This window comes from Burkholderia sp. JKS000303 (assembly GCF_002563755.1).
In the GTDB taxonomy this organism is placed as follows: Bacteria; Pseudomonadota; Gammaproteobacteria; order Burkholderiales; family Burkholderiaceae; genus Burkholderia; species Burkholderia anthina_B.
On sequence record NZ_PDBZ01000003.1, the window covers coordinates 343,967 to 368,078 of the forward strand.

General features: G+C 68.4%; 20 protein-coding genes. 10 read left to right on the forward strand and 10 right to left on the reverse strand.

Features of this window, described 5'->3' with window-relative positions; genetic code table 11:
• The first annotated feature begins 8 nt into the window (after positions 1–8).
• The 6 genes from glcF (at position 9) to BX604_RS29475 (ending at position 8,160) form a co-directional block, all read left to right on the forward strand.
• On the forward strand, positions 9–1,229 hold the full coding sequence (gene glcF, locus BX604_RS29450) for a glycolate oxidase subunit GlcF (RefSeq protein WP_098554362.1): 1,221 nt from the start codon (positions 9–11) through the stop codon (positions 1,227–1,229).
• A gap of 22 nt (positions 1,230–1,251) precedes the next feature.
• Entirely contained in the window at positions 1,252–1,656 is a 405-nt protein-coding gene (locus BX604_RS29455) for a GlcG/HbpS family heme-binding protein (RefSeq protein WP_098554363.1), read from the forward strand.
• A gap of 44 nt (positions 1,657–1,700) precedes the next feature.
• Positions 1,701–3,875 carry a malate synthase G gene (locus BX604_RS29460; protein WP_098554364.1) on the forward strand — a complete coding sequence of 725 codons (2,175 nt, stop codon included), beginning with the start codon at positions 1,701–1,703 and terminating at the stop codon, positions 3,873–3,875.
• A 552-nt stretch (positions 3,876–4,427) separates the two neighbouring features.
• Positions 4,428–5,990 (forward strand): sensor domain-containing diguanylate cyclase, encoded by a 1,563-nt coding sequence (locus tag BX604_RS29465; RefSeq protein ID WP_098554365.1) that lies wholly within the window; start codon positions 4,428–4,430, stop codon positions 5,988–5,990.
• A gap of 115 nt (positions 5,991–6,105) precedes the next feature.
• A complete protein-coding gene (locus BX604_RS29470; RefSeq protein ID WP_098554366.1) occupies positions 6,106–7,485 on the forward strand; it encodes a cache domain-containing protein in 1,380 nt (459 codons plus the stop codon).
• 30 nt (positions 7,486–7,515) lie between these two features.
• A complete protein-coding gene (locus BX604_RS29475; protein WP_098554367.1) occupies positions 7,516–8,160 on the forward strand; it encodes a response regulator in 645 nt (214 codons plus the stop codon).
• 15 nt (positions 8,161–8,175) lie between these two features.
• On the opposite strand, the gene BX604_RS29480 is transcribed toward BX604_RS29475, so the two are convergent.
• Positions 8,176–9,699, reverse strand: a complete 1,524-nt coding sequence (locus tag BX604_RS29480) for an MFS transporter (RefSeq protein ID WP_098554368.1) — start codon at positions 9,697–9,699, stop codon at positions 8,176–8,178.
• 144 nt (positions 9,700–9,843) lie between these two features.
• On the opposite strand from BX604_RS29480, the gene BX604_RS29485 reads away from it, so the two are divergent.
• Entirely contained in the window at positions 9,844–10,485 is a 642-nt protein-coding gene (locus BX604_RS29485) for a TetR/AcrR family transcriptional regulator (RefSeq protein WP_098554369.1), read from the forward strand.
• Positions 10,486–10,577: 92 nt separating this feature from the next.
• On the opposite strand, the gene BX604_RS29490 is transcribed toward BX604_RS29485, so the two are convergent.
• Positions 10,578–11,174 carry an MlaC/ttg2D family ABC transporter substrate-binding protein gene (locus BX604_RS29490; protein ID WP_098554370.1) on the reverse strand — a complete coding sequence of 199 codons (597 nt, stop codon included), beginning with the start codon at positions 11,172–11,174 and terminating at the stop codon, positions 10,578–10,580.
• 321 nt (positions 11,175–11,495) lie between these two features.
• Between BX604_RS29490 and BX604_RS29495 the strand changes: the two genes are divergently transcribed.
• Positions 11,496–14,129: an MMPL family transporter gene (locus BX604_RS29495; RefSeq protein ID WP_098554371.1), complete on the forward strand. Its 2,634-nt coding sequence runs from the start codon at positions 11,496–11,498 to the stop codon at positions 14,127–14,129.
• Complete coding sequence (locus BX604_RS29500; RefSeq protein ID WP_098554372.1) at positions 14,122–15,156, forward strand: MlaA family lipoprotein; 1,035 nt, start codon at positions 14,122–14,124, stop codon at positions 15,154–15,156. Before BX604_RS29495 ends, BX604_RS29500 begins: the two co-directional genes overlap by 8 nt.
• A gap of 105 nt (positions 15,157–15,261) precedes the next feature.
• Here BX604_RS29500 and BX604_RS29505 read toward each other — a convergent pair whose 3' ends face one another.
• From BX604_RS29505 to BX604_RS29530, 5 genes are all read right to left on the reverse strand, one after another.
• Positions 15,262–15,969, reverse strand: coding sequence for a phosphorylase (locus BX604_RS29505; RefSeq protein ID WP_098554373.1), 708 nt, complete (start codon positions 15,967–15,969; stop codon positions 15,262–15,264).
• Between the two features lie 3 nt (positions 15,970–15,972).
• Positions 15,973–17,946 carry a squalene--hopene cyclase gene (gene shc, locus BX604_RS29510; protein WP_098554374.1) on the reverse strand — a complete coding sequence of 658 codons (1,974 nt, stop codon included), beginning with the start codon at positions 17,944–17,946 and terminating at the stop codon, positions 15,973–15,975.
• A 15-nt stretch (positions 17,947–17,961) separates the two neighbouring features.
• A complete protein-coding gene (gene hpnE / locus BX604_RS29515; RefSeq protein WP_098554375.1) occupies positions 17,962–19,215 on the reverse strand; it encodes a hydroxysqualene dehydroxylase HpnE in 1,254 nt (417 codons plus the stop codon).
• 4 nt (positions 19,216–19,219) lie between these two features.
• The gene (hpnD, locus tag BX604_RS29520; RefSeq protein ID WP_098555079.1) at positions 19,220–20,068 is read right to left on the reverse strand and encodes a presqualene diphosphate synthase HpnD; all 849 of its coding nucleotides are present in this window, start codon (positions 20,066–20,068) and stop codon (positions 19,220–19,222) included.
• Between the two features lie 279 nt (positions 20,069–20,347).
• Complete coding sequence (locus BX604_RS29530) at positions 20,348–20,680, reverse strand: hypothetical protein (protein WP_098554376.1); 333 nt, start codon at positions 20,678–20,680, stop codon at positions 20,348–20,350.
• A 205-nt stretch (positions 20,681–20,885) separates the two neighbouring features.
• Here BX604_RS29530 and BX604_RS29535 point away from each other — a divergent pair, with 205 nt between their 5' ends.
• Positions 20,886–21,770, forward strand: a complete 885-nt coding sequence (locus tag BX604_RS29535) for an alpha/beta fold hydrolase (RefSeq protein ID WP_098554377.1) — start codon at positions 20,886–20,888, stop codon at positions 21,768–21,770.
• 34 nt (positions 21,771–21,804) lie between these two features.
• Here the strand turns inward: BX604_RS29535 and BX604_RS29540 are convergent, their stop codons facing one another.
• Genes BX604_RS29540 through BX604_RS29550 form a run of 3 tightly spaced genes read right to left on the reverse strand, consistent with a single transcriptional unit; the run spans position 21,805 to position 23,736 of the window.
• Entirely contained in the window at positions 21,805–22,752 is a 948-nt protein-coding gene (locus tag BX604_RS29540) for a sensor domain-containing diguanylate cyclase (RefSeq protein WP_098554378.1), read from the reverse strand.
• Complete coding sequence (locus tag BX604_RS29545) at positions 22,749–23,375, reverse strand: chemotaxis protein CheC (protein ID WP_098554379.1); 627 nt, start codon at positions 23,373–23,375, stop codon at positions 22,749–22,751. The genes BX604_RS29540 and BX604_RS29545 overlap by 4 nt, the downstream gene beginning before the upstream one ends.
• A complete protein-coding gene (locus BX604_RS29550) occupies positions 23,368–23,736 on the reverse strand; it encodes a response regulator (RefSeq protein ID WP_098554380.1) in 369 nt (122 codons plus the stop codon). The genes BX604_RS29545 and BX604_RS29550 overlap by 8 nt, the downstream gene beginning before the upstream one ends.
• Positions 23,737–24,112: the final 376 nt, after the last annotated feature.

Here is a 24,112-nt window from a genome sequence, read left to right on the forward strand (position 1 = left end):
AACCGCCGATGCAAACCAATCTCAGCGAAGCCAGCAAGGCCCTCGACCGGGCCGACGAAGCGGAAGCGATCCTGCGCGCATGCGTGCACTGCGGCTTCTGCAATGCGACCTGCCCGACCTACCAGGTGCTCGGCAACGAGCTCGACGGGCCGCGCGGACGCATCTACCTGATCAAGCAGATGCTCGAAGGCGAGCCGTGCGGCGAACGCACGCAGCAGCATCTCGACCGCTGCCTGAGCTGCCGCAACTGCGAAACGACGTGCCCGTCCGGCGTGCGCTATCACACGCTGCTCGACATCGGCCGCGCGGAAGCGGAAAAGCGCGCCCGCCGCCCGGCGCGCGAGCGCCTGCTGCGCGCGGGCCTGCGCCACGTCGTGCCGAGGCCGGCCACCTTCGCCGCGCTGCTGAAGGCCGGCCGCGCGTTGCGCCCGCTGCTGCCGGGCACGCTGCAGGACAAGATCCCTGCCGCCGTGCCCGCGGCCACGCCGCGCCCGCCCGTGCGCCACGCACGGCGCGTCCTGATGCTGGAAGGCTGCGTGCAGCCTTCGCTGTCGCCGAACACCAACGCAGCCGCCGCGCGCGTGCTCGACCGGCTCGGCATCAGCGTCACGCCGGCGCGCGAAGCGGGCTGCTGCGGCGCGACCGAATATCACCTGAACGCACAGGACGCCGGCCTGGCCCGCGCACGCCGCAACATCGACGCGTGGTGGCCCGCGATCGAGGCGGGCGCGGAAGCGATCGTGCTGACGGCGAGCGGCTGCGGCGCATTCGTGAAGGAATACGGCGACCTGCTGCGCTCCGACCCCGTCTATGCGGACAAGGCGCGACGCGTCAGCGCGCTCGCGCGCGACCTCGCGGAAGTGATCGCGGCCGAGCCGCTCGACGCGCTGGCCGATGCCGCGCCGCGCCGCGTCGCGGTCCATTGCCCGTGCACGCTGCAGCACGCGCAGCGGCTCGGCGGCGCGGTGGAGCACATCCTGACGCGGCTCGGCTTCGATCTGACGAATGTCGCCGACGGCCATCTGTGCTGCGGCTCGGCCGGCACCTATTCGCTCACGCAACCCGAACTCGCGACGAAACTGCGCGACAACAAGCTCGATGCGCTCGAAGCCGCACGGCCAGACCTGATTGTCACGGCCAATATCGGCTGCCAGACTCACCTGAACGGCGCGGGCCGCACGTCCGTGCGCCACTGGATCGAGCTCGTCGACAACCGACTCGTCAACTGACCGCTGATTCCGGAGGATTTTCATGAAAACGAAACCCGAACTCGAACTCGCCGACGTCGAACGCATGCTCGCCGCGGCCCGCGCCGAAGCCGAACGTCACGGCTGGGCCGTGTCGATCGCCATCGTCGACGACGGCGGCCACCTGCTCGCGTTCGCGCGCCTGGACGGCGCGTCGGCCGCCAGCACGTACATCGCGCAGGACAAGGCGCGCGCAGCGGCGCTCGGCCGTCGCGAGACGAAGGCGTATGAGGATATGATCAACGGTGGCCGCACGGCGTTTCTGAGCGTGCCGCTGACGGGGTTGCTCGAAGGCGGCGTGCCGGTGACGGTGGACGGCCGCATTGCGGGCGCGATCGGTGTGTCTGGCGTAAAGTCCGAGCAGGACGCGCAGATCGCCCGCGCCGGCACACAAAGCGTCGCGGGATAACCAGCCAGGCCACGCGCGCGCATTTTTCCCCGGGAGGATTCACGATGATCGACCAAGCAGGACTGCAAGTCGCGCCAGCGCTCAGCCAGTTCATTGAAAACGAAGTACTGCCGGGCACCGGCATCGACAAGGCCGCGTTCTGGAGCGGTTTTTCGGCCCTGGTGCACGACCTGGCGCCGCGCAACCGCGAACTGCTCGCGGAACGCGACCGCCTGCAACAGGAACTCGACGCGTGGCACCGCGCGCACCCCGGCCCGGTGCGCGACCATGCCGCGTATCGCGCGTTCCTCGAAAAGATCGGCTACCTCGTGCCGGCCCCGTCGAACGTCGCGGCAGCCACCGCGAACGTCGACAGCGAGATCGCCACGCAAGCCGGCCCGCAGCTCGTCGTGCCGCTGTCGAACGCGCGCTATGCGCTGAACGCCGCCAACGCCCGCTGGGGCAGCCTGTACGACGCGCTGTACGGCACCGATGCGCTGCCCGAAGACGGCGGCGCCGAACGCACGTCGGCCTACAACCCGACGCGCGGCCAGCGCGTGATCGACTACGCGCGCAACGTGCTCGACAACGCGGCGCCGCTCGCGAGCGGCTCGCACCGCGACGCGCTGCGCTACCGCGTGCAGGACGGCCAGCTCGCCGTCGAAACGGGCAAGGGCGTCACGCACCTCGCGCAGCCGGCGCAGTTCGTCGGCTACCAGGGTGCGGCCGATGCGCCGTCCGCGATCCTGCTGAAGCACAACGGCCTGCACCTCGAGATCCAGATCGACGCATCGACCCCCATCGGTCGCGCCGATCTCGCGAACGTGAAGGACGTCGTGCTCGAAGCCGCGGTCAGCACGATCATCGACTGCGAGGATTCCGTCGCGGCCGTCGACGCCGACGACAAGGTCCAGCTCTACCGCAACTGGCTCGGCCTGATGCAGGGCACGCTGGTCGAAGAAGTCGCGAAGGGCGGCAAGCACTTCACGCGCCGCCTGAACGCCGATCGCGAATACACGACGCCGGCCGGCGGCACGCTGTCGCTGCACGGCCGCTCGCTGCTGTTCGTGCGCAACGTCGGCCATCTGATGACGATCGGCGCGGTGCTCGACCGCGACGGCAACGAGATTCCGGAAGGGATCCTCGACGGCGTCGTCACGACGCTGTGCGCGCTGCACGACCTGAAGGCCAAGCGCAACTCGCGCACGGGCTCGATCTACATCGTGAAGCCGAAGATGCACGGCCCGGTCGAAGTCGCGTTCGCCGATACGCTGTTCGCGCGCATCGAGGATCTGTACAACCTGCCGCGCAACACGTTGAAGATGGGCATCATGGACGAGGAGCGCCGCACCAGCGTGAACCTCGCCGCCTGCATCGCCGCGGCCGCCGCGCGCGTCGCGTTCATCAACACCGGCTTCCTCGACCGCACCGGCGACGAGATGCACACCGCGATGGAAGCGGGCCCGATGATCCACAAGGGCGACATGAAGTCGTCGGCGTGGATCCAGTCGTACGAGCGCAACAACGTGCTGGCGGGCCTGTCGGCCGGCCTGCGCGGCCGCGCGCAGATCGGCAAGGGCATGTGGGCCATGCCGGACCTGATGCACGCGATGCTCGAGCAGAAGATCGCGCATCCGCGCGCCGGCGCGAACACCGCATGGGTGCCGTCGCCGACCGCCGCCACGCTGCACGCGCTGCACTACCACCTGGTCGACGTGCAGGCCGTCCAGCAGGAACTCGAGAAGACGCCGTACGCGAGCGAGCGCGACACGCTGCTCGAAGGGCTGCTGACCGTGCCGGTCGTCGAGCGCGCCGCCTGGAGCGAAAGCGAGATCCTGAGCGAAGTCGAGAACAACGCGCAGGGCATTCTCGGCTACGTCGTGCGCTGGGTCGAACAGGGCGTCGGCTGCTCGAAGGTGCCCGACATCCATGACGTCGGCCTGATGGAAGACCGCGCGACGCTGCGCATCTCCAGCCAGCACATCGCGAACTGGCTGCGTCACGGCGTGATCACCGAAGCGTTCGTGCTCGACGTGTTCAAGCGGATGGCGCGCGTCGTCGACCAGCAGAACGCGGGCGATCCGAACTATCGCCCGATGGCGCCCGGCTACGACCAGTCGACCGCGTTCAAGGCCGCATGCGCGCTGGCGCTGCAGGGCACGTCGCAGCCGAGCGGCTATACCGAGCCGCTGCTGCATCAGTTCCGGCTCGCGTTCAAGGCACAACAGCACGGCGGTTAAGCCCGTGCATGCGGGACTTCCCGCATGCCGGCTTCACTCGAAACGGGCGGCCATCACGGCCGCCCGTTTTTCATATCCGGTTCACGCGAACGCTGAAACGGATAATCGGTGCGTATCGCACGACTTCGCCGTCCGGGTTCATCCGAGGTTAAAGCGTGAAAATCGGTGGGTGGGCCGCGCGCATCGCGCCCGCGATGGCGCCGGCCCTTGCGCTGCAACGCTTTGCCGGTTATCCGCAAGTATCGGACAACGCGATAATTTGATCCGGATCAATGAGTCGCAACATTTTTCGCGCGCGCGAATACGCGCGCTATACTCGGACCAATTCGCGCCGCCCGGTTCTCCGGATCGTCGAATCGCGGCAGATCTTGCCGGTGAACAGGTGATTTAACGGTTTATCCGACCCGCAATTACCGATAATCGGCGCCCGCTTTCCCGGTCGGTCGGGCGAAATCCGCACGGGAGAGCCGCGTACCGGATCGCCGCCAGCGAATCATACGAACAATCGCATCGGCATGCCGCCCGGCGACGATGCCACACGATCCTCGGACCATGGCAGAAACCGACTACGCAATGCCCGGCGAATCCGGCCTGTCAGGCCGTACCGCCGCTCGGCTGCGCCGGCTCCTGCTGCCGCACCTGATCTTCTACTCCGGGCTGCTGATCGCGCTGCTGCTCCTGCTGCTGTGCGGCATCGTGCTGTACGAGGGCCGCATCGACGCTCTCGACCGCGCGCGCACCACGCAGCAGAACATCGCGCTGATGGCGTCCTGGGATATCGAGCGCAACATCGAGCTCTATTCGCTGTCGCTGGATGCGGTCGTCGAAGGCGAGAACGACCCCGAGGTCGTCCGCCTGCCGATGGCAATGCGCCGCCAGGTGCTGTTCGACCGTGCGACGACAGCCAAATATCTCGGCGGCATCTACGTGCTGAACGCGAAGGGCGACATCTCGGTCGACGGCAAGAGCGACGTGCCGCGCAAGGCCAACTTCGCCAACGAGCCGTACTTCGCCGTGCATCGCGACCACCCGGACATCGGCCTGTACGTCAGCGATCCGTATCATTCGCGGCTGCGCGGCGGCTCGCCGAGCATCGCGCTCAGCCGCCGGATCACGCGGCCCGACGGCTCGTTCGGCGGCGTCGCCGTCATGTCGATCCGGCTCGAATACTTCCAGAACCTGTTCTCGCGCCTGACGCTCGGCGATCGCGGCTCCGTCGCGCTGATCAATACGGACGGCCTGATGCTCGCGCGCCAGCCATACGACCCGACGATCGTCGGCCGCGACATCAGGCGCGCCAGCACGTTCCGGCAGTTCATGACCGCCAACGATGGCAGTTTCCTCGATACCGCGTCGATCGACGGCGTGCAGCGCATGTACGTGTTCCGGCACCTCGACCACCTGCCGCTGATCATCATGGTCGCGCGCTCGGAAGCCGACATCTTCGCGGCATGGTACGACCGTGCCATTCCGATCGGCTCCGCGATGGCCGTGCTCGCGCTCGGCTTCCTCGGCCTGTCGCTGCTGCTCGACGTGCAGTTGCGCAAGCGTCACCGCGCGGAAACCGAGCTGCAGGCGCTCGCGCGCACCGACGGCCTGACCGGGCTCGACAATCGCCGGATGCTCGACGTCACGCTCGCGCGCGAATGGCGCCGCGCCGCGCGCTCGCAGCACGCGCTGTCGCTGCTGTTCGTCGACGTCGATCACTTCAAGCGCTACAACGACACGCAGGGCCACCAGGCCGGCGACGACGCGCTGTCGGCGGTCGGCCGCTGCATCGCCGGGTGCCTGCGCCGGCCGGCCGACTACGCGGCCCGCTACGGCGGCGAGGAGTTCGTCGTGGTGCTGCCCGACGTCGACACGAACGGCGCCGTGTCGATCGCCGAGACGATCCGCACGGGCATTCTCGATCTCGGCATCCGGCACGATGCGGACACGTCCGGCCGCCTGACCGCGAGCATCGGCGTGACGACCTGCTATCCGGAACGCGACGACAGCATCCAGGCCGCGCTGAAGCTCGCCGACGATGCGCTGTACCGTGCGAAGGAGCGCGGCCGCAACCAGATCGTCGTGCAGAACGACGCGGGCGCCGAATCCGGGGCGCGCCGGGCCTGAGCGCCGGTCGACCTGCCGCGGGGCGCCGCCGTCCGTACGCGAAATCGCCGACAATGTCGGCTCGCCGCGCCCCTCGCGCGGCGCCCGCCCGCCGGGTCGCGCCCGCCACACCACCATGAGACTCAAGGCAAAGATCTTCCTTCTGGCCATCGTGCCGTTCCTGCTCGCGATCGCCGGCATCGGCTTCGGCGTACGCCAGCAGGCGACGTCGCTCGCGCGCACGCAGCACGCGACGATCCAGGCCGCGTACCTGTCGAGCAAGGAAGTCGAGCTCAAGCACTATGTCGAGCTCGCAACCAGCGCGATCATGCCGCTCTACGACGCGAGCGGCCGCAACGCGCGCGACGACGGGATGCTGCGCACCCAGGCGCTCGCGATGCTGCAGAAGATGGATTTCGGCCCCGACGGCTATTTCTTCGTGTACGACCTGCACGGCAATTCGCTGATGCATCCGCGCGAGCCCGAGCGCGTCGGTCACAACTTCTGGTCGATGCGCGATCCGAAGGGCGCGCTGACGATCCAGCAACTGATCGGCGCCGCATCGCACGGCGGCGGCTTCGTGCGCTACACGTGGCAGCGGCCGTCCACCGGCAAGCCCGCGCCGAAGCTCGGCTACGTCGTCGCACTCGAACGCTGGGGCTGGATGGTCGGCACCGGCATCTATCTCGACGACGTCGACACCGCGCTGCAGCGCATCGACACGCGTGCGTCCGCGAACATCGAGCGCACGATGAGCTGGCTCACCGCGATCGCGCTGACCGGCGCCGCGGCGATCGCGGTGTGCGCGCTGGTGCTCAACGTCAGCGAGTCGCGCAGCGCCGATGCGAAGCTCAAGCAGCTCGCGCAGCGCGTCGTCGAATCGCAGGAGCAGGAGCGCGAGCGGCTGTCGCGCGAGTTGCATGACGGGATCAGCCAGATGATGGTGTCCGCGAAGCTGATGCTCGAATCCGCGCTCGCGCGCTTCGAGCGCGGCGCGACGCGCCTGCCCGACGCCGAGCAGGCGCTCGCGTCGGGCGTCGGGCGGCTCGGCGACACGCTGCGCGAAGTGCGGCGCATCTCGCATGCACTGCGTCCGGCGATGCTCGACGATCTCGGCCTCGCCGCCGCGCTCGAACAGCTCGTGCGCGAGCTCGGCGCCGAAAGCGGGATCGACATCGGCTATACGCAGGTTGCGCACAGCGGCGCGCGGCCGTTGCCCGCCGCCGTCAACACGGCGCTGTTCCGGATCGCGCAGGAAGCGCTCAGCAACATCGTGCATCATGCGCAGGCATCGCGCGCGGCCGTCACGCTCGACGTCGGCGCGCAAGCCGTCACGCTGACCATCGCCGACAACGGCTGCGGCTTCGACGCAGAACGGTCGCAGACCGATGCGCGGCGTGGCATCGGCCTGCGCAACATGCGCGAGCGCCTCGATGCGCTCGGCGGCATGCTGACGATCACGTCGCAGGTCGGCCACACCGTCGTGGCCGCGCGCGTGCCGCTGCGCGCCGCCTGACGACGCCCCCATCACCGGAGACCTTTGCCCATGAGCGCCCCCGATACGACCCGGCCCGCCGCCCGCCTGCTGCTCGTCGACGACCACCCGCTGGTGCGCGACGGCTTGCGGATGCGGCTCGAAGCGGCCGATCTGTCCGTGGTCGGCGAGGCCGGCAACGCCGACGAAGCGCTCGCACTCGCCGCGTCGCTCGAACCCGATCTCGCGCTGATGGATGTCGGGATGAACGGCATGAACGGCATCACGCTCGCCGGCGTATTCCACGAGCACTTTCCGGGGATACGCGTGCTGATGCTGTCGATGCATGACAACATCGAATACGTGACGCAGGCCGTGCGCGCCGGCGCGAGCGGTTACCTGCTGAAGGATTCGCCCGCGAGCGAGATCGTGCGCGCGATCGGCGCGGTGCTGGCCGGGCAGACGTTCTTCAGCGAAGGGCTCGCCGTGCGGATGATCCAGGCGAGCGCGGCCGCGTCGCCGCTCGACCGGCTGACGCCGCGCGAACGCGACATCCTCGACGCGCTGGCCGAGGGCTTGTCGAGCAAGCAGATCGCGCAGCAGACGGGGCTGTCGGTGCGCACGGTCGAGACCCATCGGCTCAACCTGAAGCGCAAGCTCGAGATCGAAGGGCAGGCGGAGCTGATCAAGTTCGCGGTCGAGCATCGGCGGCGATAGGGCGGAGCGGCGACATCATTCCGGCCGCGAAGCCGCCACGCGCGACACCTGCTCGAGCCCCGGCCGCTTCCGCTTTTCACGCCGCAGCACCAGCATCGCCGCAATCGCCATACTGAGGATCCCGGAACATCCCGTCGCGATCGAGAACCCGTGCGACATCGCATCCCGATATGCGCCGAGCATGTCCGTCCGCCCCGCCGCGAACACATGTTCCATCACCGCCTGCCGCGCCAGCGTACCGGCTTCGGCATGACCGGTCGCCTGCATCGCCGCCGTCATCCGGTGCACCGCGCCGACGCTCATCAGGCTGCCGAGCACCGCAATCCCCATGCTCATCCCGGTCTGCCGCAGCGCGTTCATCGTCGCCGATGCCATGCCCGCGCGTTCGGCCGGCGCCAGGTCCATCACGGTCATCCCGGTTGCCGGCACCGCGAGCCCCATGCCGATGCCAAGCAGCGCCAGCGCGAAGCCGACCGGCACGTAGGGCGTGCCCGCACCCAACCCGGCCATCACCGCGAGCACGATTCCGGTCAACCCATATCCGGCCACCATCAGCCGATGCAGCGGCACGCGCGCCGCAATGCGCCCGAACAGCATCGACGTGATCGCCGTCATCACGAACTGCGGCATCAGTTGCCAGCCGGCTTCGGCCGGCCCGCGCCCCTGCGCCTGCTGCAGAAACAGCGACAGGAAAAACAGGCTGCTGTACCCGGAAAAGCCGAGCACGAACGAGGCGAGATTGGCCCGCACCAGCCGCCGGTCGTGAAACAGCCACACCGGCAGCAGCGGTCGCGCGACACGCATCTCGACGCGAACGAACGCGACGAACGCCAGCGCCGCGCCCGCGAGCGGCGCGAGCACCTTCGTGTGCGACACGCCGGCCTCGCCGATACCGATCAGCCCGTAGGTCAGCAGGCCGAGCCAGATCACGCTGAGCGCCTGTCCGAGCGGATCGAACGCCGCGTGCTCGGGATGCCTGCGCTCCGGAATGCCCCACGCGCCGAGCAGCACCGCCCCGATGCCGATCGGCACGTTGACGAGGAAGATGTTCTGCCAGCCGCCGTGCTCGACCAGCAGGCCGCCCAGCAGCGGCCCGAGGATCAGCGCGAGCGCACTGAACGCGGACCAGCCGCCGATCACGCGAGCCCGCTCGCGAGGGTCCGGAAACGCATGCGTGAGGATCGGCATCGCGCCGGGAATCAGCAGCGCGCCCGCCAGCCCCTGAATCGCGCGCCCGACGAGCAGCGGTTCGAGCCGGCTCGCGCACGCACAGACCACCGACCCCGCCGTGAACAGGACCACGCTGCCGAGCCATACGCGCTTGTGCCCGTAGCGGTCGCCGAGCGGCCCCGCCGACAGCATGAACGCCGAGAGCGCCAGCGCATACGCGTTCACGACCCACTGCAGGCCGCCGATGTCGGTGTCGAGCGCGGTCTGCAGCGTCGGCAGCGCGACGTTGACGATGCTGATGTCGAGCGTGGCAAGAAACGTCCCCAGACAAGCGGCCAGGACGAGGGCGGCGCGGCGAGAGCGAGGCATGGCGGTCGGCCCGCAGTGGGCATATTGATGAGAATGATTCTCATCTTATATTTCGACTGACCGTCGGTCAATGGATTGAATTGGCTGCGCCCGAGTCGCTGCCCTAAACTGCGGGCTTTGCATGAACGGGCGTTGAGCCACGCGATGACGGACAGGACCAGCACCAGGACCACGACGACACAAGACGATGCCCCCGCGGGCAAGACGCCGCGCACGAAGCCGGCGGAAGTCCGCCTCGAGGAGTTGATGGCCGCGGCCGAAACGCTGTTCCTCGCGCAAGGCGTCGACGCGACGACCATCAGCGAGATCGTCGAGCACGCGCAGGTCGCGAAAGGGACGTTCTATCACTACTTCGAATCGAAGTCCGACATGCTGGCCGCGCTCGCGCAGCGCTACACGACGTCGTTCCTCGAGCGGCTGCAGCAAGCGGTGGACGCATGCGCGGAAGGCGACTGGCTCGGCCGCCTGCGCGTATGGATCCGCACCAATATCGAGACGTACGCGGCGACCTACCGCACGCACGACATCGTCTACGCGAACCATCACCACCACGATCGCACGAATGCCGACCGGAACGCGATCGTCGAACAGCTGCGCGCGATTCTCGAAGGCGGCGCACGGGCCGGCGCATGGCGGCTCGCGCATCCGACGGTCACCGCGCTGCTGATCTACGCGGGCGTGCACGGCGCAACCGATCACATCATCGCGGCGCCGGACACCGATCGCGCGACCTTCATCGAAGCCGTCGTCGCGGACTGCCTGCGGATGCTCGGCATCGACGCATAGCGCGCGGCACGGCTGACAGGCCGCGAACCCGCAACGAAAAAGGGCGCCGCGAGGCGCCCTTCATGCGTGAACCACGGACCGCCCGACGGCGATCAGTTCGTCCGCGAGTTGTGCTTCTGCAGATACGTGATCAGCCCGTCGATGCCGCCCGACGCGAGCTGGCTCTTGAACTGGCCCTGGTAGACCTGGATCAGCCACGCACCCGACATGTCGATGTCGTAGATCTTCCAGTCGTTGCCGACCTTGCCGAGCCGGTAACCGACCGACTGGCTGTCCCCCGGCGTCGCCACCGTCGACTGCACCAGCGCATCGGCACCCGACGCGCCGCCGGCCTTGAACGAGAACTTCGCGTCCTGGCTGCCGAGCTGCGCGAGCGACGCGGCATAGGTACGCGTCATCAGCAGCTTGAACTGCTTGTACAGCTCCTGCTGCTGTTGCGGCGTCGCCTGTTTCCATGCATCGCCCACGGCGATGCGGGTCGTGCGCTCGAAATTGGTCGCCGGCAGGAAGCGCTGCTCGACGACTTGCGTGACCTTCGCCATGTCGCCGCCACGCGCGGTCGGATCGGCCTTCATCGCGTTGACGGTGCCTTCGACCGCATTGCGGACGACGTCGACCGGCGCGCTCTGCGCGAAAGCGGAAACCGACACGGCGGCCGCCGCGACGAAAGCAAACAGATGACGTTTCATACGGATATCGCACTCGATGAGAAAAAACGGCCGGCGGATTGCATCGGCCGGTGGGTCGAAGTATAGCGGCCCCGACGCCGGCCTGCCGTGCAGTGACCGACTGTTACCTTTGAGCCCCTTTTGTCACAAGGCCCGCCGCAGCGCGGTCCCGGCCGATTATGTAAATATCCCCATACAAATCGCCAGCCGCTCCGCACCGATTCCTGCGCTGCAGAGCAAATATCCTTCCCGCCCCATAACGCGCCAACGTCGCGACCGACGGCACGTTGCGCCGGTATACTTGTTCCTTTGTCCCTTCCCAGCCCCCACCCGCACCGCCACATGGTGACCTCTCTCATCGTCCGACTCGTTGCATGGTCGGTACGTCGGCCCGTCTGGGTCGTCGTGCTGTCGTTCATCATCGCCGCCTTCAGCGGCGTCTATGTCGCGCAGCACTTCAAGATCAATACCGACATCAGCAAGCTCGTCGATGCCGAGCCGCAATGGGCCGCGCTCGGCCAGGCCGTCGACAAGGCGTTCCCGCAACGCAACGGCACGATCCTCGCGGTAGTCGAGGCGCCCGCGCCCGAGTTCGCGACAGCCGCCGCGCAAGCACTCACCGACGCACTGCAGAAGCAGGCCGACGCCGGTCGCATCGGTCAGGTCGCCGAACCGGGCGGCGGCCCGTTCTTCGAGCACAACGGGCTGCTGTTCCTGTCGCCGCAGGAAGTCTCGGATACGACGTCGCAGCTCGCGAGCGCGCGTCCGCTCGTCAACGAACTCGCGAAGAACCCGAGCCTGACCGGCCTCGCGACCACGCTGTCCACCACGCTCGGCCAGCCGCTGCTGACCGGCCAGGTGAAGCTGCCGGCGATGGCCAAGCTGCTCGCACGCAGTGCGGCCACGGTCGACGACGTGCTGGCCGGCAAGCCGGCCGCGTTCTCGTGGCGCGCGCTGGTCGACGCCGATGCCGCGCGGCAACCGGCGCGCGCATTCGTCACGGTGCAGCCGGTGGTCAACTACGGCGCGCTGAAGGCCGGCGCCGAAACGACCCAGGTGATCCGCGACACCGCGAAATCGCTCGGCCTCGAGCAACGCTACGGCGCGGTGGTGCGCCTGACCGGCGAACAGCCGCTCGCCGACGACGAATTCGCGTCGGTGGAAGACGGCGCGGCACTCAACGGCGCGCTCACGCTGCTCGTCGTGCTCGGCATCCTGTGGCTCGCGCTGCGCTCGAAGCGGATGATCGGCTCGGTGCTGGTCACGCTGTTCGTCGGCCTCGTCGTGACCGCCGCGCTCGGCCTCGCGATGGTCGGCTCGCTGAACATGATCTCGGTCGCGTTCATGGTGCTGTTCGTCGGCCTCGGCGTCGACTTCTCGATCCAGTACGGCGTGAAATACCGTGAGGAACGCTTCCGCGATCCGCGCATCGATCACGCGCTGATCGGCGCCGCACACTCGATGGGCATGCCGCTCGCGCTCGCCACCGCGGCGGTCGCGGCGAGCTTCTTCTCGTTCATCCCCACCGCCTATCGCGGCGTGTCGGAGCTCGGCCTGATCGCGGGCGTCGGGATGTTCGTCGCGCTGCTGACCACGCTCACGCTGCTGCCCGCGCTGCTGCGCCTGTTCGCGCCGCCGGGCGAATCGAAGACGCCGGGCTTCCCGTGGCTCGCCCCCGTCGACGACTTCCTCGACCGCCATCGCAAGCCGATCCTGATCGGCACGCTCGCGGTCGTGATCGGCGCACTGCCGCTGCTCATGTTCCTGCACTTCGACTTCAACCCGCTGCACCTGAAAGATCCGCACAGCGAATCGATGGCGACCCTGCTCGCGCTGAAGGATTCGCCCGAAGCGGCCGTCAACGACGTCACGCTGCTCGCGCCGTCGCTCACCGATGCCGACGCCGCCGCGAAGCGTCTCGATGCGCTGCCGGAAGTCGGCCGCACGACGACGCTGTCGACCTTCATCCCGCCCGACCAGCCGGCCAAGCGCGCCGCGATCGCCGCGGCCGCGAGCGACCTGCTGCCCGCGCTGACGCAGCCGGCCGCGCCGCCGGCAACGGACGCGCAGCGCGTCGCCGCGCTCAAGCGCGTGTCGGACCTGCTGGGCTACGCCGCGGAAGATCACCCGGGCTCGGGCGCCGCCGCCGCGCAACACCTGTCGGCGTCGCTCGCGAAGCTCGCGGCCGCCGACAGCACGACGCGCGACCGCGCCGAGCGCGCGTTCTCCGACACGCTGCGCATCGCGCTGAACCAGCTCGCGACGCTGCTGCAGCCGCAGGACGTCACGCGCGAATCGCTGCCGCCGCAGCTCGTGCGCGACTGGATCGCGCCGGACGGCCACGCGCTCGTGCAGATTTCGCCGAAGGTGCCCACGGGCGTCGACCCGAACGACGACACGATGCTGCGCCACTTCGCGAAGGCCGTGAAGGCAGCGGAGCCCGGCGCGATCGGCGGCCCGATCTCGATCCTGCATTCGGCCGACACGATCATCAACGCGTTCCTGCACGCGGCGCTGTGGTCGATCATTTCGATCACGATCCTGCTGTGGGTCACGCTGCGCCGTTTCGGCGACGTGCTGCGCACGCTGATACCGCTGCTCGTGTCGGGCATCGTGACGCTCGAGATGTGCGTCGTGCTCGGCATGTCGCTCAACTTCGCGAACATCATCGCGCTGCCGCTGATGCTCGGCGTCGGCGTCGCGTTCAAGGTGTACTTCGTGATGGCGTGGCGCGCAGGCCAGACGGGCCTGCTGCATTCGAGCCTCACGCACGCGGTGCTGTTCAGCGCCGCGACGACGGCGACCGCCTTCGGCAGCCTGTGGCTGTCGCATCATCCGGGTACGTCGAGCATGGGCAAGCTGCTCGCGCTCGCACTGACCTGCACCCTGATCGGCGCCGTGGTGTTTCAGCCCGTCCTGATGGGCAAACCGCGCGTCAAACGCGCCAAGAACCAATCGCAAGGAATCAATGAATAAGGTGCGAATCATTGCGGCGACCGTCGCTGCCAGCGCAATGCTGAGCGGCTGCGCGACGGGCCCGAACCGCAACCCCAACGACCCGCTCGAGCCGATGAACCGGGCGATGTACAAGTTCAACGACACGGTCGACACGAACATCGCCGTGCCGATCGCGAAGGGCTACCAGAAGATCACGCCGACGCCGATGCGCACGGCGATCAGCAACTTCTTCTCGAACCTCGGCGATCTCGGCAACATGGCGAACAACCTGTTGCAGCTGCGCATTACCGATGCGACGCAGGATCTGATGCGCGTGGCGATGAACTCGCTGTTCGGCGTCGCCGGCCTGATCGACATCGCGACGCCGGCCGGGCTGCCGAAGCATCACCAGGACTTCGGGCTGACGATGGCGCGCTGGGGCGTGCCGTCCGGTCCGTACCTCGTGCTGCCGGTGTTCGGGCCGAGCACGATCCGCGACGGCGTCGGCCGCGCGGTGGACGTCCGCTTCAACCTGCTGAACTACATCGAGCCGGCCGCGCGCAACCCGATGTACATCGCGCAGTTCATCAGCGCGCGTTCGGACCTGCTCGGCGCGACCGACCTGCTGAAGCAGGCCGCGCTCGATCCGTATTCGTTCGTCCGCGATGCGTACCTGCAGCAGCGCAAGTCGCTGACGTATCACAGCCAGTCGTCGTCGGCCACGCTGCCGAACTACACCGAGCCGGGCGAATCGGGCGCGGTGCCGGCGGCCACGCCGGCCGTGCCGGGGCTGCCGAACTACGAGGATCCGGGCGAGTCGGGCGGCGCATCGGGCGCGACGCCGGACAATGCACCGGCCGCGCCGGGCTTGCCGCAGTACGACGATCCGGGCGCGGACAGCGCGGCGCCCGCGAGCGCGCCGGCGGCACCTGCCGCGGCCTCTGCAGCCTCTGCGGCCGCCCCGGCGTCTGCACCGGCCGGGGCGACGACGGCGCCGGCCGCCAACGGCGCGCCGATCGCGCCGGCCATGCCGACGCTGCCCGCGAGCACGCCTGCCGCGCAGTAACGCGGCACGGCACCCGCGAGCAGGACCAGGAGCGCTGCATGATGCAGCGCTCTTTTTTTGCGCAGTCGAAAAAGAAAGGGAAAGGGGAGTAGCGGCGAACGCCGCTCAGACGATCCGCAATGCGCCCGCACGCTCGAATGCGTGCCGCGCCTGGATCAGCGTCGTGCGTGCCGCACGCGCGTCGCTGGCGACCTGCAGCAGCGGGCCGAGTTGCGACGGCTGCTTCAGCAGCTCGCGCAGGATCGGCAGGATGGCCGTGCTGCCGTCGTCACGCAGGCCGGCCGTCGCCGCACGCGGCAGCGTGCGCCACGCCGGGTCGACGATCGCGCGGCATACCGCGAACGGCACGCCGCGCGCCGCCGCGAACGCGGCCGCGATGTGCGATTCCATGTCGACCGCGAGCGCGCCTTTCGCACGATGCAGCGACGTCTTTTCCTGCTCGCTGATCACCGGCGCGCCGACGGCCGCCATCGTGCCGCGCGTGACGCGCGCCCACACCGGCGTGTCCTGCAGCGCCGCGACGAGCCGCGCGCTCCAGCCCGTGTCCGTCTGCACGCGGCCGAACGGCCCGTCGACCGCATCCGCGATCACGAGCGCGCCGGGCGCCAGATCGGGCGCGAGCCCGCCCGCCGTACCGAAGCTGACGATGCCCGCGCAACCGCGTGCGGTCGCTTCGGCCAGCGCCCGTTCGAGCCGGTCGGCCCGCGCGGCGAACACCGCCTCGACGCCGTGACCGCGCGCGATGCGCGCCTCGAACGCCATCCCCGTGACGGCGATGACGGGCAACGTGCCGTTGTGCTGCGTCGCGGCCACGCGTCAGATCCCGACCGTCACGCGCGTCGCGTTCGCGCGCTTCAGGTTGCGATAGCGCGCGAGCGCCCACAGCGGGAAGAACTTGCGATAGCCGTGATAGCGTAGATAGAACACGCGCGGGAAGCCGGTCGCGGTGAAGCGCGTCTCGTCCCACAGGCCTTCGTCGTTCTGCTGCGCGATCAGGTAATCGACGCCGCGTGCAACGGCCGGGTTGTTCACCTCGCCGGCCGCCATCAGGCCGAGCAGCGCCCAGGCCGTCTGCGACGCCGTGCTCGGCGCCTGCTCGAAGCCGCGGTAGTTCAGCTTGTAGCTGTCGCCGTCCTCGCCCCAGCCGCCGTCCTTGTTCTGGATCGACAGCAGCCACTGCGCGCCGCGCTTCATGCGCGGGTCGTCCGGCGTCAGGCCGGCCGCGTTCAGCGAGCACAGCGCCGTCCACGTGCCGTACACGTAGTTCATCCCCCAGCGGCCGTACCAGCTGCCGTCCGGCTCCTGTTCCTTCAGCATGTAGTCGAGCGCGCGGCGGGCCGGATCGCTGTTCAGCGGCGTCTCGCCGAGTTGCGACAGCATCGACAGGCAGCGGCCCGACACGTCGGCCGTCGGCGGATCGAGCAGCGCGCCGTGATCCGAGAACGGGATGTTGTTCAGGTAGTACTGCGTGTTTTCCGGTTCGAACGCGCCCCAGCCGCCGTCGCTGCTCTGCATGCCGACGACCCATTCGCGCGCGCGCGCCATCGAATCGCGATACGTGTCCGTGTGCCGGAGCTTCTGCGCGCGGTCCATCGCCATCACGACCACGGCCGTGTCGTCGACGTCCGGATAGTGCGCGTTCGCGTACTGGAATGCCCAGCCGCCCGGCCGCACGTGCGGGCGGCGCGAGATCCAGTCGCCGCGCACGTCGAGGATCTGCAGCGGGCGCAGCCAGTCGAGGCCGCGCATCACCGCGTCCTCGGCACGCGCGTCGCCGGTTTCGAGCAGCGCATGCGCGGCGAGCGACGTGTCCCACACCGGCGACAGGCACGGCTGGCAATACGCTTCGTCGTCGTTCACGACGAGCAGCTTCTCGACCGACTGGCGCGCGATCGCGCGATTCGGATGATCCTCCGCATAGCCGAGCACGTCGTACATCATCACCGAGTTGGCCATCGCCGGATAGATCGCGCCGAGGCCGTCCTCGCCGTTCAGGCGCTCGTCGACGAACGACACGGCCTGACGGATCGCACGCTCGCGCGTGTAGCTCGGGAACAGCCCGTCGGCCGCGCGCAGCGCATGGTCGACCACGCGGAAGAACGCGAACCAGCCGGGGCTCTGGTGGCCCTGGCGCGGCAGCAGCCCGGCGTTGACGGGCGGGTCGATGAACAGCTCGTCGATGCGCACGCCGCGCGGATTCTTCGCGAGCGGGCGCTTCGCGTTCAGCACCAGCAGCGGCACGATCACCGTCCGCGCCCAGTACGACACCTTCGACAAATGGAACGGGAACCACTGCGGCAGCAGCATGATCTCGACCGGCATCATCGGCACCGCGCGCCACGGAATCGCACCGTACAGCGCGAGCTGGATGCGCGTGAACACGTTCGACATCTCCGCGCCGCCCATCGCGTGGATCGCACGGCGTGCACGCTGCATGTGTTCGGCGTTTTCGTCGTCGCCGATCACCTTCAGCGCGAAATACGCCTTCACGCTCGCGCTGATGTTCGGCGCGCCATCGGTGAACAGCGGCCAGCCGCCGTCGGCCTGCTGGATGCGGCGCAGATAGCGGCCGATCTTCTGTTCGAGCTCGAGGTTCGGCGTCTCGCCGAGATAGTGGACGAGCAGCACGTATTCGGCCGGAATCGTCGAATCGGCCTCGAGTTCGTAGACCCAGTGTCCGTCCGCTTTCTGTGCGGCCAGCAGCGCGTCGGTTGCGCCGGCGACGGCCGCGTCGAGCCCGGCCGGCGTGGTGCCGGCGGACAGGGTAGCCATATCGGTGAGATCGTTCATCGGTCCCTCTGTTGCTTACTGTGTCTGGAGCACGTCCGCGGCCAGATGGCCGGAACGGATCGCGCCCTCGATCGTGGCGGGCAGGCCGGTGGCAATCCAGTCGCCTGCCAGCACGAGATTGGTCCAGCGCGTTCGCACGGCCGGGCGTTTCATTTCCTGCGACGGCACCGCCGCAAAACCCGCGCGCGGCTCGACGACGAGCTGCCACGCGGGAAGGGTGTCCGGGTTCGCGCCGCTCACGCGCGCGACGTCTTCCCAGATGCGCCGCGCGAGCTCGTCGCGCGGCATGTCGAGCCAGCGGCCCGCGTCCCGGATCGTCGCCGCAAGCGGGCCGCCACCGGTACGCACCGCGTCGACCACGCCGTTGACGACGCTCGTCTGCAGCGGGCTGCCGGCCGGCGTGTCGACCGCGAAATAGGCGGTCACGACCGCGCCGAACGTGTCGGGTGCGGTCAGATCCGGTACGAGCGGCTGCGCGACCTCGGGCGGCACGGCCAGCACGACCGCGTCGCCCGGCGCGAGATCGATGCGCTCGCCGCCGATCGCAACCGCATCGACCGCGTTGCCGTGCGCGCCGAATTCGAGCGCGTCGAGCCGCGAGTTCAGCCGGATCTGCGCGCCGCCATGCTGCAGCATCCGCAGCGCCGGTTCGACGAACGCGCTGCCGAGCCCGTGGCGCGCGACGAGCGGACGGCAACCGGCGCCGCCCGCGGCGAACGTGCCGCACAGCGCCGCGCGCGCGAGCTCGGCGCTCGCGTGACGCGGCTCGACGTTCAGCACACCAAGGAAAAACGGCCGCAGCCAACGTTCCCACAGCACGCCGTCGCATCGCATCGTCTGTGCGAGTGAGCGGCCCGTGCGCGCGAACGCGAGCGACGCGAGCACGAGGTAGTCGAGCGGCGTCGTACCCGGCGCGCGCGATGCCGCGTCGAACAGCCACGACGGCCAGCGTCCGTTGCCGAAGCGCAGCGTCCAGCGCTGCTGCGACGCGACGTCGACCATCGCAAATTCAGGCAGCGCGGGCCCCGCGAGCTGATCGGCCGCACCGATCGCGCGCAGGTAGCGCTGCATGGCGGGTTGCTCCGCGAAAACCTGGTGCAATCCGCTGTCGAGCGTCGTGTTCAGCGTCCCGTCGAACCATGAGCGGCAGCGGCCGCCCGCGTGCGCATGCGCGTCGTGCAGCACGATGCGCCGCCCGCGGCGTTGCAGCTCGACGGCAGCCGACAGGCCCGCGAGTCCTGCACCGATCACGTGGACGGTTCTGGGCATCGGCTCAGAACAGCGCGTAGCGCGCGGCGATCATCAGCATGCGCGCCTTCGGCTTGCGCAACGGCGCGCGTGGCGCGGCGAAGCCGCGCGCGATCGCGGCGTCGAGAATGCAGCGATACGCGCCCGACATGATGCGCGGCGCCTTCACCTGCGCACGCGTGCAGGTGTCCATCACCGCGTCGGCCTGGCGGAAGTGCTCGATGGCACGCTCGACCAGCGTCGCGCACACGCGCGGCAGCGCCGGATCGCGCACGATCGTGGCCGGATCGGTGATCGCGATGCCTTCGCGCGCGAGCAGTTCGCGCGGCAGGTAGCAGCGGTTGATCGCCGCGTCGTCGTCGATGTCGCGCAGGATGTTGGTCAATTGCAGCGCGCGGCCGAGGTGGTGCGACAGCGTGATTCCTTCCGCTTCCGGGATCCCGAAAATCCTCACCGACAGACGACCGGCCGCGCTCGCCACGCGATCGCAGAACAGGTCGAGGGTCGGCTCGTCGGGCGCGCAGATGTCTTCGGCGGCGTCCATCGCCATCCCGTCGATCATCGCGTGGAAGTCGTCGCGCTGCAGGTTGAACGCGCGGATCTCGCGCTCGAGCGCCACCAGATGACGCGGCGGCTGGCCGGCGAAACATGCGTCGATGTCCGCGCGCCAGCGATCGAGGCCCGCGTTGCGCTCGGCGCGCGGCAGGTCGCTGTCGGCGATGTCGTCGACCGCGCGGCAGAACGCGTAGACCTGGAACATCGCGTCGCGCTGCACGGCGGGCAGGATGCGCATTGCCAAATAGAAAGAACTGCCCGATGTGACGGCAGCGGCGTCGGTTTCTTGTTCGTCCACGACGAGATTGGAAACGGCCAAGACGAGCTCCACGGAGACACCCACGCGGGGCGATTGAAGAAGCCATGCCCGGCTGGGTTGGTCAGGGCGTCAAATGCGTGCGAGATATGCTAACGATCGACGCAGACAGGCACAAATTACCGGCCGGAAGCCGGAATTGGGCGAAAGTATAGCAATCTTTGAAGTTCGATGGCGGACACGCACCACGCCTGGCGGGCCGCTCAAGGCTGCTCGGTGCCACTCGGGGCAGCGCCGGGTCGGCAGGGCGGGCCGCGGCGGCGAACGGCGTCGCGCCGCCCGTCAGCCGTAGACGATGTCGCCCTGCAGATCGAGCGCGATGAGCCCCATTTCCCGGGTCAGCTGAAGCATCGAGCGGCGTTCGAGACGCGAGCCCATGAAGCTCGTCACATGCCCGTCGGATTCCGCCGTGAACTGGAACGACGGGCCGCCGGTGCCGAACCATGCGCCCGGCACGTCAGGTGACTCCTGCCAGTCGATCTGCTCGAATACGCGCGCGATTCCGGCACGCACCGCGTCGCTCAGGCCGATCGGCGGCGCGATCTCGCCCAGGTCGTCGAGGGAATAGGGGCCGGGCTTGTCCGGCTTCCGATAGAAGAGGTAGTCGACGTTCATGGGCGCAATCGTGAACAAAGCGTCAAATTAACGCGCTTCCGCGCAAAATCAAATCAGATCCGGACGAAATGTGGCCTGTACGAGACAAAAGGGCGCGATCGTGACAGCCGGTACGAACGTGCGCGGCATCGGGCCGCCGCGTTGATGCTTGAACGCGCGCAGCATCGTCTAAGATGAACGTCTTTCTCAAAAAAACACGGACACCATGGAGACGAACGTAACCGCCACCCCGCAGTCCGGCCATCCCGTTTTCGTGCTGGTGCACGGCGCATGGCACGGTGCGTGGTGCTACGCGCACGTCGCGGCCGCACTGGCCGCGCGCGGCTATCTGTCGATCGCGCGCGACCTGCCGGCGCACGGCATCAATGCCCGTTTTCCCGCGTCCTATCTCGAACGACCGCTCGACAAGGAGGCGTTCGGCGCCGAGCCGTCGCCGGTCGCGAACACGACGCTCGACGACTACGCGTCGCAGGTGATGCAGGCCGTCGACGACGCTTACGCGCTCGGCCACGGCAAGGTCGTGCTGGTCGGCCACAGCATGGGCGGCCTCGCGATCACGGCCGCGGCGGAGCGTGCGCCGGAGAAGATCGCGAAGGTCGTGTATCTCGCGGCGTTCATGCCCGCGTCCGGCGTACCGGGCCTCGACTACGTGCGCGCGCCCGAAAACAAGGGCGAGATGCTCGGTCCGCTGATGCTCGCGAGCCCGCGCGTCGCGGGGGCGCTGCGGATCGATCCGCGCAGCGGCGACGCCGCGTATCGCGAGATGGCCAAGCGCGCGCTGTACGACGACGTGTCGCAGGCCGACTTCGAAGCGGTGGCGAACCTGATGACCTGCGACGTGCCGGCCGCGCCGTTCGCGACCGCGATCCCGACGACCGCCGCCCGCTGGGGTGCGATCGACCGTCACTACATCAAGTGCCTGCAGGATCGCGTGATCCTGCCCGCGCTGCAGCAGCGCTTCATCGACGAAGCCGACGCGTTCGCGCCCGGCAACCCGACGCACGTGCACCAGCTCGACAGCAGTCATTCACCGTTCGTGTCGCAGCCCGCCGTGCTGGCCGGCGTGCTCGCGGACATCGCGAAAAGCTGACCGCCACCGCCCTCGCGAAGCAGCGGCGCGACGCTCACGCGTACGCGATCGACCGGTCGCGCCCGAGCCGCTTCGCACGATAGAGCGCGGTGTCGGCGTCGTTGACGAGCGCGTCGCTCGCGGGCGCGCCCGCCGTCGCGCATGCGGCGCCGACGCTCGCCGTCACCGGCACGCTGACGCCTTCCGCGTCGACCGGCGTGCTGCCGATCGCATCGCGCACCTTGTCGGCCACCCGCACCGCCTCGTCGAGATTGGTACACGGCAGCAGCAGCGCGAATTCCTCGCCGCCGAAACGGCCGAACGTGTCCTGTGCGCGCACGACCGACGCGACGCGGCGCGCCGTCTCGCGCAACACCGCATCGCCGACCGCGTGCCCGAACCGGTCGTTGATCGTCTTGAAGTGGTCGAGATCGAACAGCAGCACCGACAGGTCGCCGCCGTAGCGTTGCCAGCGCGCGAACTCGTCGCCGAGCCGCGCCTCGAAGAAACGCCGGTTCGCGATGCCGGTGAGGCCGTCGCGATTCGCGTGTTCGCGCAGCTTCGCAACCGCCTCCTCGCGCTCGCGCTGCATCACGCTCACGTGCGTGACGTCCGAGATCGTCACGCACACGGCTTCGACTTCGCGGCCGCGTGTGAGCGGCATGAACGTGCAGTCCTGCTGCATGTAGTCGACGCCGCCCGTGATCGGCCGGTCGTGCTCGAAGCGAAACAGGTAGGGCCGCTGCTCCCACGAGCTGAACGCGAAACTGCCGAGCTGGAACACGCTCTCGAGCTTGCGTTCGAGCCATGCGCGCGGCAGGTCCGGGAAGCAGTCGAACAGGTTGCGGCCGATCACGTCGTCGGCCGCAATGCCGCTGTGGTCCTGCATGAAGCGATTCCACATCAGCACGGTCATCGCGCGATCGAGCACGAACAAGCCGAAGCCCACCCGCTCGATCACGAGATCGCTCAGCGACGCAGCAGCGGTGGTGGTGGCGGTCATAGCGCGGACAACAACGCGTCGAGCGCGTCGCCCATCAACCGGATCGAATCCTCGGCCATCAGCATCACGAAATGTGCGCGAAACGCGCGATCCTCGAGCCCGAAATTCACTTCGAGCAGCAGTGCGACACTCCACGCGAGCGCGTTCGGCTGGAACACGTCGTCGAACGACACGTTCGCGCCGAGCAGCCCCGGCGGGAAGAACACCGGCTTGCGGCCGAGTTCGTCGAGGATCGACGCGACGCATGCGCTCATCAGCACGTTGGCGACGTCGAACACGAGTTCGTCCTGGGTCGCCATGCCGCCGTATACGCCGTCGCCGAACGTGCGATCCATCAGCGACATCAGCCGCGCGACGCCCGCGCTTCGGCACAGCACGATCGCCTCGCCCTTGATGTCGGAACGGAATCCCTGGCGCACCGCCGTCACGTTGTCGTGAATGCCGGTCATGTCGCGCAGCGCGGCGCCCGCGTCGGCGGCCTTCACGACGCGCACGCGCGGTACCGACAGCTCGATGAAATGCCCGAGCAGCAGCGCGAGCCGCGCGGCGGCGCGGCCCATCGCGAGGTTGGCGATTTCCTGCAACGCGTCGCGTTGCTCCGCCGTGAACACCGATTCAGGCATACAACCCATACTCCTTGAGAATGGGCAGCAATGCCTCCGACGTCACGGGCTTGGCAACGAATGCGATCGCGCCCAACTCGCGCACGCGGACTTGCGCCTGCGGCTGGATATCGGCGGATACCACGATCACGAACGTGTTCAGATCTTCGTGGCGCAGTGTCTCCAGGACCTGATAGCCCGTCATGTCGGGCATCGTCAGGTCCAGAAACATCACGGAAGCCTTGCCGTCACGATAGAGCGCCAGCGCCTCAAGACCATTCGCCGCATACGCGACGTCGACGTCCCAGTCTCCCGGCAGCGCCTTTGTCAGAAGTTTGCGAGCGAGCAGGGAATCGTCGGCAATCACAATCGGCAAAGGCATGGCGTGCAGCGGTATACGGAATGGTCTCTCTCGCGTTAACGACCGCACGGCGCACTTCTTGAGCCGTGCTGCAATCAAGCGCGGGCAACCGCCGGGCGGCCGGGCGCGGGCGCCGCGCACGAACACGCGACGCACCGCGCGGCAAACGCCGGCGGGCGCATATATCTGTCATAGGGAAAGCAACGCGCGATTCTCTGAGTAAACCGGAGGCGGTGCAACTCGCCATTTTCACCATTTCGAACAAAATCGGTCCGATCCCCCGACATTCCGAAAACAGCCGCGCCTGTTTTAAAGATAAGTACGCAAAATTTTTCTTTGTGTACGTTTGCGCTGCCGGATTTGTCGCGTTTTCAATCTTTCATTTAGCCCCTGTCGG

Bases quoted from the DNA above. Each gene is read 5' to 3' on its own strand.
- BX604_RS29535 (WP_098554377.1), top strand. From the start codon at position 20,886: ATGGAGACGAACGTAACCGCCACCCCGCAGTCCGGCCATCCCGTTTTC.
- BX604_RS29475 (WP_098554367.1), top strand. From the start codon at position 7,516: ATGAGCGCCCCCGATACGACCCGGCCCGCCGCCCGCCTGCTGCTCGTC.
- hpnE (WP_098554375.1), bottom strand. From the start codon at position 19,215: ATGCCCAGAACCGTCCACGTGATCGGTGCAGGACTCGCGGGCCTGTCG.
- BX604_RS29465 (WP_098554365.1), top strand. From the start codon at position 4,428: ATGGCAGAAACCGACTACGCAATGCCCGGCGAATCCGGCCTGTCAGGC.
- BX604_RS29480 (WP_098554368.1), bottom strand. From the start codon at position 9,699: ATGCCTCGCTCTCGCCGCGCCGCCCTCGTCCTGGCCGCTTGTCTGGGG.
- glcF (WP_098554362.1), top strand. From the start codon at position 9: ATGCAAACCAATCTCAGCGAAGCCAGCAAGGCCCTCGACCGGGCCGAC.
- shc (WP_098554374.1), bottom strand. From the start codon at position 17,946: ATGAACGATCTCACCGATATGGCTACCCTGTCCGCCGGCACCACGCCG.
- BX604_RS29550 (WP_098554380.1), bottom strand. From the start codon at position 23,736: ATGCCTTTGCCGATTGTGATTGCCGACGATTCCCTGCTCGCTCGCAAA.
- BX604_RS29500 (WP_098554372.1), top strand. From the start codon at position 14,122: ATGAATAAGGTGCGAATCATTGCGGCGACCGTCGCTGCCAGCGCAATG.
- BX604_RS29485 (WP_098554369.1), top strand. From the start codon at position 9,844: ATGACGGACAGGACCAGCACCAGGACCACGACGACACAAGACGATGCC.
- BX604_RS29455 (WP_098554363.1), top strand. From the start codon at position 1,252: ATGAAAACGAAACCCGAACTCGAACTCGCCGACGTCGAACGCATGCTC.
- BX604_RS29530 (WP_098554376.1), bottom strand. From the start codon at position 20,680: ATGAACGTCGACTACCTCTTCTATCGGAAGCCGGACAAGCCCGGCCCC.
- BX604_RS29540 (WP_098554378.1), bottom strand. From the start codon at position 22,752: ATGACCGCCACCACCACCGCTGCTGCGTCGCTGAGCGATCTCGTGATC.
- BX604_RS29545 (WP_098554379.1), bottom strand. From the start codon at position 23,375: ATGCCTGAATCGGTGTTCACGGCGGAGCAACGCGACGCGTTGCAGGAA.
- BX604_RS29460 (WP_098554364.1), top strand. From the start codon at position 1,701: ATGATCGACCAAGCAGGACTGCAAGTCGCGCCAGCGCTCAGCCAGTTC.
- BX604_RS29490 (WP_098554370.1), bottom strand. From the start codon at position 11,174: ATGAAACGTCATCTGTTTGCTTTCGTCGCGGCGGCCGCCGTGTCGGTT.
- BX604_RS29495 (WP_098554371.1), top strand. From the start codon at position 11,496: ATGGTGACCTCTCTCATCGTCCGACTCGTTGCATGGTCGGTACGTCGG.
- BX604_RS29470 (WP_098554366.1), top strand. From the start codon at position 6,106: ATGAGACTCAAGGCAAAGATCTTCCTTCTGGCCATCGTGCCGTTCCTG.